The following is a 7,963-nucleotide window of genomic DNA, read 5'->3' as shown; positions in this document are numbered from 1 at the left end:
AAAAAGTGTTTTTGAATAAACAGGTTTCCTGTATTCATATAGTAAAGTAACAATAACGAGGCTATAATCTGGGCTGTAATTCGCCGTAGCCACTTTTAGCAGGACATTACCATAAACAACTCCCTGAATATAAATCGGTCACGGTTTAGCCTGATATTATTAATACTACTGTTCAGTCCAGTATTAAGGGCTACAGATGTGCCCGTCATTGCAGCGGCCAGCAGTGTTAAATTTGCTTTACAGGATATCACTAAGGCTTTTCATCAAGACACAGGAAAAAACGTACGTATTAGCTACAGTTCATCTGGTAACTTAACTCGACAAATCCAGCAGGGTAGTCCTTTTGAATTATTTTTATCAGCTAATTCTATTTATATAGCTCGACTTTACCAGCAGCAAAAAACTCTGGATCAAGGTACTGTTTATGCTTTAGGTCGCATGGCTATATTAACTACTAAAAACTCGCCTATCTTGCTTGATAAAGACCTTCATAAAACTAAACAGGCATTACAGAAAGGGCAAATACAATATTTTGCCATCGCTAACCCTGAACATTCCCCTTATGGTGTTGCCGCACGTGAAATATTACAGAAATTAAACTTATGGGAACTGGTACAGTCTCATCTGGTACTGGGTGAAAATGCCGCACAAGCAACACAATTTGCAAGTTCTGGTGCGGCTCAAATTGGTTTAGTATCATACTCGCTGGCACTGGCTCCCATCCTGCAAAACCGAACCCGATACTTATTACTTCCCGCTAATCTCCATCAACCACTACAGCAAACCATGGTGTTATTAAACAATACCGGCAATACTGCTAAATTATTTTTCAAATATCTACAACAGGATAAAGCACAAACTATTTTATCCCGTTATGGCTATACAACTCCCTAGAGATTGCGTATGGATTGGCAAGCTTTAACTTTATCGATAAAACTAAGTCTGGTCACGCTAATATTTCTATTGCCGATTGGTATTTTCTTTGGTCGTTGGCTGGCATATCGACAGTTTTTCGGTAAATCTTTACTACAAACAATTTTAGCCTTACCACTGGTATTACCACCGACTGTACTTGGCTACTATCTATTGGTAGCTTTTAGCCCTAATCAGGGGTTCGGGCTATGGTTAGCGAATACTTTTGGCACCACACTGGTATTTAATTTTCAGGGATTGGTACTGGCTTCAATTATTTTTAACCTACCTTTTGCTATTCAACCTATGCTACGAGCTTTTGCAGCAATACCTCGAGAAATTCGTGAGGCGGCGGCTTGCTGCGGTATGCCACCAGCTCAGGTACTCTGGAAAATTGAGTTACCTCTCGCCTGGCCAGGTATTATCTCAGCAATGGTGATGTGCTTTGCGCATACCCTTGGTGAATTCGGTATTGTGCTAATGGTCGGTGGTAATATTCCCGCTGAAACACAAACAATCGCTATCTCTATATATGACCGGGTACAGGCTTTTGATGATCAGTCTGCCGCCATTATGTCATTCAGCCTGTTACTGTTCTCTATGATTACTATTTCGTTTACTTACTGGTTATCCGAACGCCATCAACACCCGTATGTCTGATTTAGCAATTCATATTAACCTGCATCAAAAAAACAGCATCCCCCTAGATGTAGAGCTCGACTGCCAGGCAGGTGAATTACTGGCATTAGTAGGACCATCCGGTAGCGGAAAAACCACCGTCTTACGATCTATTGCCGGTTTATATCAGCCACAAAATGCCAATATTATCTGTCAGGGTGAGGTCTGGCAAGATAGTGCGCAGTCTATTTTTTTAGCCACTCACCAACGCCATGTCGGTCTGGTATTTCAAAATTATGCGCTATTTCCACATATGACTGTGCAGGAAAATATTCAACAGGCGATCACACACTTACCTAAACAACAGCGTCAACCCGAAGCACTGAAACTATTAAAAAAAGTGCATCTTGATGGTCTGGAACAGCAATACCCGACAAAACTGTCCGGTGGTCAACAGCAACGAGTTGCAGTCGCCCGGGCATTAGCCAGACAGCCCAAAGTGTTATTACTGGATGAACCATTTTCAGCCGTAGACCAGGTAACACGGCGTAAATTATATCGAGAATTACTGGTGTTAAGGCAGTCGCTGGCCATGCCCATGATACTCGTCACTCATGACCTGGAAGAATCCAGCTTACTTGCCGATCGAATCGCTTTATTGCATAAAGGTGAAATTTTACAAACAGGAATTCCCGAGTTTGTTGCAGCACACCCTAACAGTGCCACTGTCGCACGCTTAATGGATCAACAAAATCTGTTCACTGCAGAAATACTTGCCCATGATAAAAAAACAAACAAAACTCATATACGCTGGCGCGGCATGATACTGGAAGCAAATTACCAACCCCGGTATAAAGTTAATGAACGTGTCTGCTGGATAATTCAGCCTGCTAATATCCTGTTACATAGACGTGGTCGTCCATCCAATGGTGATCGTGAAAACCCACTATATGGACAAATTACTGAATATATGGAAAGTAACGGGCTAGCTAATATACTGGTACAGATTGATCAGCCAATAAATATTCATATCGCCATCAATATCGCCTTACACGTCGCCAAACGTAATGCTTTAGGGCGGTATGAAAAGATAGGTATCTCTCTCCTGGCAGAGGGTATACACTTGATGCCCTACCAAACTCTACGCAGGGAAATTTAGAAGCCCTTTTTAATTTCTAACCACTGATTTTTCAGGCTAAAGATCAGTCAAACAGGTAAAATCAAATGATTGAAATAACTGATTATCAAAGCTTATTAGCAGTTGGTAGACAGCAGCAAGACCCACAACGGTTTCTATTTGTATTTCTACAGGTATCTTTACCTACAGATCATGATGATGCGGATAAACAAAAATTTCATTCAGGACAAGGTGGAGAATTACAGGCCATTATGTGTGTTGATAAAGATTTAGCAGAATTAACCAATTTTGCTGATCTGGTAACAGAATCAGAGCAAATGGAACAAGACTGGAGTATGGTTTTGATCGCTTGTCTATCTGGAAATAATGGAACGGTACCTGGTCCTGACGAAGCTGAACAGCCTCTGAAAATGATGGTACAGACGGTACAAAGTGGTGGTGATTTATCGAAATATCTAGCCTTTGACAAGCAGGGTGATTTGTTACATTTTTCCTAGATATTTGGAACTTAAACCAATCTATCTACTGGCTTTTTGTATTATCACTTTTTAAATGGCAGCCTATAACTAAACTGAAGTTTCCCAATAATTATTTATGGTAAAATTGAAACTATGCTTGAAAAAAATAGTCTTTTCATTCGTTTCAAATGCTATTGCCTAAGGGGAATTAAGTAGGGGTTTGCTATAAACATGGCAAAACCACCTAAAATAAACCTCGATACACCAGCATTGTGTATTTCAGCTACTCAATAATTGGGAAACTTCAGTAACTAAACAGACTTGAATCAACGCAGGTAAATTTCTCCATAAATTCATTCAAGAAAATATTATTTGGGGGCATGGGCGGCTCGCCCATGTAAACGGGCAGGCTGCCCGTATCCCCAAAAAATCTTGCCCGTAAATAATGAGTAATTACTGACGAGACTCTTAATATACTGATTCTTATAGTTTATTTTAAAATGGCTATGAATTGTACGTAATCAGCATTTTAAGCCGAGGCGGCCACCAATCATAAAATAACAATATCAATTGAGCCTGCCTAATATTATGACTGCTAACGTAAAAATATGATTGAAACAATCTATATAGAAGAAAATATTCTGCAACACCCACGGGTGATAGATATTTGCGCACGCTTTCCCAAAGCAAGGCAAATTACCTGTGGGCGTTATGGTGAAGTGTTTAACCCCAAGGCACAGAATTTTCGTATACAAAAACAGCAACCCGCCTTGATTCTTGCAGAAAAATACCGTGGCTTTATGCTCAAAGCGCCTCCTAATTATGGTATCGGCGCTGAGCATAATTACTATTTTTCACATATGCTAAATTGCCTGTATGACTGCCGTTACTGCTTTCTACAAGGCATGTATCAATCAGCAAATTATGTCTTATTTGTTAATTACGAAGATTATTATACTGATATGCAGCGGCTTTGTGCAGAAACACCAGATGAAGCAGTACACTTTTTCTCAGGTTATGACTGTGACAGCCTGACTTTAGAACCTGTTACAGATTTTGCCCGGGAGTTCTTACCGGTTATCCGCTCTATACCCAATGCCTGGATGGAGCTGCGCACAAAAAGTACACAGGTTCGACATCTTCTCGATACCCCTGCATTTGAACGCTGCATCGTTGCCTTTAGTTTTACCCCGGATGAAATTGCCCGCGCTTTAGAACATAAAGCCCCAGCTATTTCCAAACGTCTGGATGCGCTAAATAAATTACAGCAACAAGGCTGGCCCATCGGACTCCGATTTGATCCGATTATTTATGAAGATAACTACCAGCAACATTATCAGGATTTATTTAAAACCGTCTTTGCTAAAATTAACCCTGAAACTTTACATTCAGTGAGCTTAGGTGTGTTCCGCCTACCCGATAAATACTTTAAAAAAATACATAAACTTTATCCAGAGGAAAAACTATTTGCCAGCCCGCTAGAGTCAAAGCAGGGGATGATGTCCTATAAAACAGTACTAGAAGATGAAATGATGGGTTTTTGTACTAAGGAACTTTTGCGCTATATCCCCGAAGAAAAGTTTTTTCCATGCAGTCTATAAAACGCACAGTTCTAGTAACTGGCGCTAGCTCAGGCATAGGTCGAGCTTGTGCAGTTGCCCTACTAAATCAGGGGCATGAAGTTATTGGCATATCCAGAAACTGCCAGCAATTTGTTTATGCTCACCCCCGTTTTAGCAGCGTAGAATGTGATCTAGGTGATTTAAGCACCTTAGCTGAAAATATCAAACAGTTATGTAAACAACACCCAAAAATCGACAGTATTATTTTCAGTGCAGGTAAAGGCCAATTCAGCAGCCTGGAAGAGTTTTCATTTTCCCAGATACAGGAATTAATGAATTTAAACTTTATCAGTCAAAGTTTTCTTACCAAAGGGTTTCTGCCTGCTTTAAAACGAAAACCTCTAGCCGATTTGATATTTATAGGTTCAGAAGCGGCATTACAGGGAAGTCGCAAAGGTTCGATTTACTGTGCCAGTAAATTTGCTCTACGAGGGTTTACTCAGGCACTACGTGATGAATGTGCAAAAAGCAGTGTGCGTGTCTCTTTAATTAACCCGGGTATGGTAAAAACAGGTTTTTTTCAGTCTTTGAGTTTTGAACCTGGCAATCATGAAAGCCAGCACTTAATTGCAGAAGATATTGCTGATGCTGTCAGTTATATTATCAACGCCCGATCCGGAATTATTATCGATGAAATCAATCTCAATCCGGCGAATCATGTGATCCAATTCAAAAAATAATGCTTGATTTTTTGAAAATACACCCCTGCGACAATTTGTCACATTTTCATTTGCAATTAACTTAGATATGATATACCAACTCTTAAATGCACTCCCAAACGAGATTTAGAGTTTAACCTCCTCTCTAAATGCGTTTTAACCTAAGTTAAGACGCATTTTTTTGCCTGAAATTCGTGCTTTAAGATAACGTAGGGCGTGGCTTTAGCCCGCTTTTATACACCGAAACTAGCGGGCTAAAGCCACGCCCTACAGGCTGATTTAATAGCAACCATACTCCGCATATCAAACATCAACCTTATCTTTAAACTCACATAAATCTTCAATCACACAACTAGCACATCGTGGTTTTCGGGCAATACAGGTATAGCGTCCATGCAGAATTAGCAAATGATGCGCATCCAGTTTATATTGTTTTGGGACATGTTTATCCAGTCTGGCTTCAACCTCTAAAACATTTTTTCCTTTGGCGATACCAGTACGATTGGATACCCGAAAAATATGCGTATCCACAGCCATAACAGGCTGGCCAAAAGCCGTATTTAAAATAACATTAGCCGTTTTACGTCCAACCCCCGCCAAAGACTCAAGTTCAACCCGTGTCTGTGGTACTTCACCATTATATTCATCGAGTAATTTACGACACAGCTTAATAATATTAGCGCCTTTAGTATTAAATAAGCCGATGGTTTTAATATATTCCTTTAGACCTGCTTCCCCCAGCTCATAAATAGCCTCGGGAGTATTTGCAACTGGAAATAATATCGCCGTCGCTTTATTCACCCCTTTATCAGTCGCCTGTGCAGATAACACAACCGCGACTAATAATTCAAAAGTGCTGTTATAGTTCAGTTCGGTAACAGGCTCTGGAATCGCCTCGGCTAATCTGGAGAATATCTGTAGGCGTTTATCTTTGTTCATATTAATAGATTCAATACTTATGACTGATAAGGCTAGTCGCCTAACACAATGGTTTGATGGATATCACATGCACCCATCGTTCCCACGTTCTAAGGCTATTAAAGTATATGCTTTTAGCCTCCCCCCTTGAGAAGCGGGGATTGAGGGGGGATCGTATAAAAACAGATGTTATTGATATTGCATGATTAGTTTTAATATATCAAACCTCCCCTAACCCCTCCTTAACTAAGGAGGGGATTTTGTTGAATACTTTTACAGCCTCTCTGCGTGGGAACTATCTTGCTTTATCCCAAAGTGGATTTCTTATAAGGATTATCTTGCTTAACCGACCACTCTGTTTCTATATAAAGTTGCTCTACTTTTTCCCTCGCCCAGGGAGTCTTACGCAAAAATTTCAGACTGGAAGAAATGCTCGGATCATTACTAAAACACTTGATGGTAATCTTGCTAGCTAATTTCGGCCAGCCATATTTTTCAACCAACAGAGTGACAATTTCCTTTAGTGTGATGCCATGTAATGGATCCTGGTTATGCAGCTTATTCATCTGAACCGGCTACATCGCTCTTACTTGCAGTTACTTTTTGCTCAGCCTTTTTAACACGGATTTTGCTACTGCCAACCTCCTTGCCATTTAGATTCTTCATCGCCGTCTTAGCTTCACCTATCTTAGGCATTTCAATAAAACCAAACCCTTTGGATATACCTGTGTCTTTATCTAACACCAGAGAACAGGATTGCACAGTACCAAAGGGTACAAACAATGCTTTAAGTTCTGCCTCTGTGGTATTACGGGTGAGGTTACGGATAAGTAATTTCATTTGGATAACCGTTTATTTATAATCTGGTGATTATACGCTGGTCTGATATATTACGTTGACCTTCATTCGTGATAGAAACGGTATTGTACAAAAGCACTCCAAATCAGAAAAAATTTCATATTCACTGCATATATGACACTATACGTTAAGAGCTTCCTGACCAGTACACTTAAAAGTATAAGTAGTCGCGAAACGAAATGGTACTTCAATGAATCAATTTTTTACATCAGCCATAGCTGAAAAAATGGCAGCATTGCAAACTAAAGACTATCAGTATGAAGAAGCAAAAAAAGCCACTAGAGAAGGTTTTGATAAAGTAATGCGAGCAGTACCAGATATCAAACCTGTTGAATATGATAAACTCTGAATTTGTATAATGTCACTGTTTACAGTTACCACAATAGCTTTAGAGACTGTGAAAGTATCTGCTTTTAGCCTCCCCCCTTGAGAAGGGGGGATTGAGGGGGGATCGTATAAAAAAATATGTCATTGATATTGCGTGATTAATTTTAATATATCAAACTTCCCTAACCCCAACTTAACTAAAGGAGAGGGATTTTGTTGAATACTTTCACAGTCTCTTTAGCTATTGCTGAAGTCGTAAAAAGCTAAAGCTTTTTTGCTCCTGCAATGATAAATATCGAAACAGGAAAAACATTATGAACTTAACCATACCAGATGATCTGTTAAAAACAAATCACCTTTCTAGTAAAAAAATTAAACAAGATATAGCAATATTTCTATTAGAAAAAGGGCTCTATGTGAATCCTAGTGGGTAGTCGAATTTTAACTTACCAC

At 39.7% G+C, this 7,963-nt stretch carries 10 protein-coding genes; 7 read left to right on the top strand and 3 right to left on the bottom strand.

Annotated features, from left to right (window positions below; genetic code table 11):
- Positions 1-198: 198 nt before the first annotated feature.
- From modA to CDZ78_RS16625, 6 genes are all read left to right on the top strand, one after another.
- A complete protein-coding gene (gene modA / locus CDZ78_RS16650; RefSeq protein ID WP_221899981.1) occupies positions 199-894 on the top strand; it encodes a molybdate ABC transporter substrate-binding protein in 696 nt (231 codons plus the stop codon).
- 9 nt (positions 895-903) lie between these two features.
- The gene (gene modB / locus CDZ78_RS16645; protein WP_087870995.1) at positions 904-1,572 is read left to right on the top strand and encodes a molybdate ABC transporter permease subunit; all 669 of its coding nucleotides are present in this window, start codon (positions 904-906) and stop codon (positions 1,570-1,572) included.
- Positions 1,565-2,689: an ABC transporter ATP-binding protein gene (locus CDZ78_RS16640; protein WP_087870994.1), complete on the top strand. Its 1,125-nt coding sequence runs from the start codon at positions 1,565-1,567 to the stop codon at positions 2,687-2,689. Before modB ends, CDZ78_RS16640 begins: the two co-directional genes overlap by 8 nt.
- A 65-nt stretch (positions 2,690-2,754) precedes the next feature.
- Positions 2,755-3,165, top strand: coding sequence for a ribonucleotide reductase subunit alpha (locus CDZ78_RS16635; protein WP_087870993.1), 411 nt, complete (start codon positions 2,755-2,757; stop codon positions 3,163-3,165).
- Between the two features lie 569 nt (positions 3,166-3,734).
- A complete protein-coding gene (locus CDZ78_RS16630; RefSeq protein ID WP_087870992.1) occupies positions 3,735-4,727 on the top strand; it encodes an SPL family radical SAM protein in 993 nt (330 codons plus the stop codon).
- Positions 4,715-5,428, top strand: a complete 714-nt coding sequence (locus tag CDZ78_RS16625) for an SDR family oxidoreductase (protein ID WP_087870991.1) — start codon at positions 4,715-4,717, stop codon at positions 5,426-5,428. The genes CDZ78_RS16630 and CDZ78_RS16625 overlap by 13 nt, the downstream gene beginning before the upstream one ends.
- Before the next feature lie 282 nt (positions 5,429-5,710).
- Here the strand turns inward: CDZ78_RS16625 and nth are convergent, their stop codons facing one another.
- The 3 genes from nth to CDZ78_RS16610 form a co-directional block, all read right to left on the bottom strand.
- Complete coding sequence (nth, locus tag CDZ78_RS16620; RefSeq protein WP_087870990.1) at positions 5,711-6,346, bottom strand: endonuclease III; 636 nt, start codon at positions 6,344-6,346, stop codon at positions 5,711-5,713.
- A 284-nt stretch (positions 6,347-6,630) separates the two neighbouring features.
- A complete protein-coding gene (locus tag CDZ78_RS16615; protein WP_087870989.1) occupies positions 6,631-6,891 on the bottom strand; it encodes a VF530 family protein in 261 nt (86 codons plus the stop codon).
- The gene (locus tag CDZ78_RS16610; RefSeq protein ID WP_087870988.1) at positions 6,884-7,165 is read right to left on the bottom strand and encodes an RNA recognition motif domain-containing protein; all 282 of its coding nucleotides are present in this window, start codon (positions 7,163-7,165) and stop codon (positions 6,884-6,886) included. The genes CDZ78_RS16615 and CDZ78_RS16610 overlap by 8 nt, the downstream gene beginning before the upstream one ends.
- 208 nt (positions 7,166-7,373) lie before the next feature.
- On the opposite strand from CDZ78_RS16610, the gene CDZ78_RS22260 reads away from it, so the two are divergent.
- Positions 7,374-7,532: a hypothetical protein gene (locus CDZ78_RS22260; RefSeq protein ID WP_087870987.1), complete on the top strand. Its 159-nt coding sequence runs from the start codon at positions 7,374-7,376 to the stop codon at positions 7,530-7,532.
- Positions 7,533-7,963: the final 431 nt, after the last annotated feature.

Source organism: Bathymodiolus platifrons methanotrophic gill symbiont (assembly GCF_002189065.1).
Classification (GTDB): Bacteria; Pseudomonadota; Gammaproteobacteria; order Methylococcales; family Methylomonadaceae; genus Methyloprofundus.
The sequence above is the reverse complement of the archived record's forward strand: the minus strand, read 5'-3'. Positions and strand labels throughout refer to the sequence as shown.

Excerpts from the sequence above, each read along its gene's own strand:
- modB (WP_087870995.1), top strand. The coding sequence starts at position 904 with ATGGATTGGCAAGCTTTAACTTTATCGATAAAACTAAGTCTGGTCACG.
- CDZ78_RS16640 (WP_087870994.1), top strand. The coding sequence starts at position 1,565 with ATGTCTGATTTAGCAATTCATATTAACCTGCATCAAAAAAACAGCATC.
- CDZ78_RS16635 (WP_087870993.1), top strand. The coding sequence starts at position 2,755 with ATGATTGAAATAACTGATTATCAAAGCTTATTAGCAGTTGGTAGACAG.
- CDZ78_RS16630 (WP_087870992.1), top strand. The coding sequence starts at position 3,735 with ATGATTGAAACAATCTATATAGAAGAAAATATTCTGCAACACCCACGG.
- CDZ78_RS16625 (WP_087870991.1), top strand. The coding sequence starts at position 4,715 with ATGCAGTCTATAAAACGCACAGTTCTAGTAACTGGCGCTAGCTCAGGC.
- nth (WP_087870990.1), bottom strand. The coding sequence starts at position 6,346 with ATGAACAAAGATAAACGCCTACAGATATTCTCCAGATTAGCCGAGGCG.
- CDZ78_RS16615 (WP_087870989.1), bottom strand. The coding sequence starts at position 6,891 with ATGAATAAGCTGCATAACCAGGATCCATTACATGGCATCACACTAAAG.
- CDZ78_RS16610 (WP_087870988.1), bottom strand. The coding sequence starts at position 7,165 with ATGAAATTACTTATCCGTAACCTCACCCGTAATACCACAGAGGCAGAA.
- CDZ78_RS22260 (WP_087870987.1), top strand. The coding sequence starts at position 7,374 with ATGAATCAATTTTTTACATCAGCCATAGCTGAAAAAATGGCAGCATTG.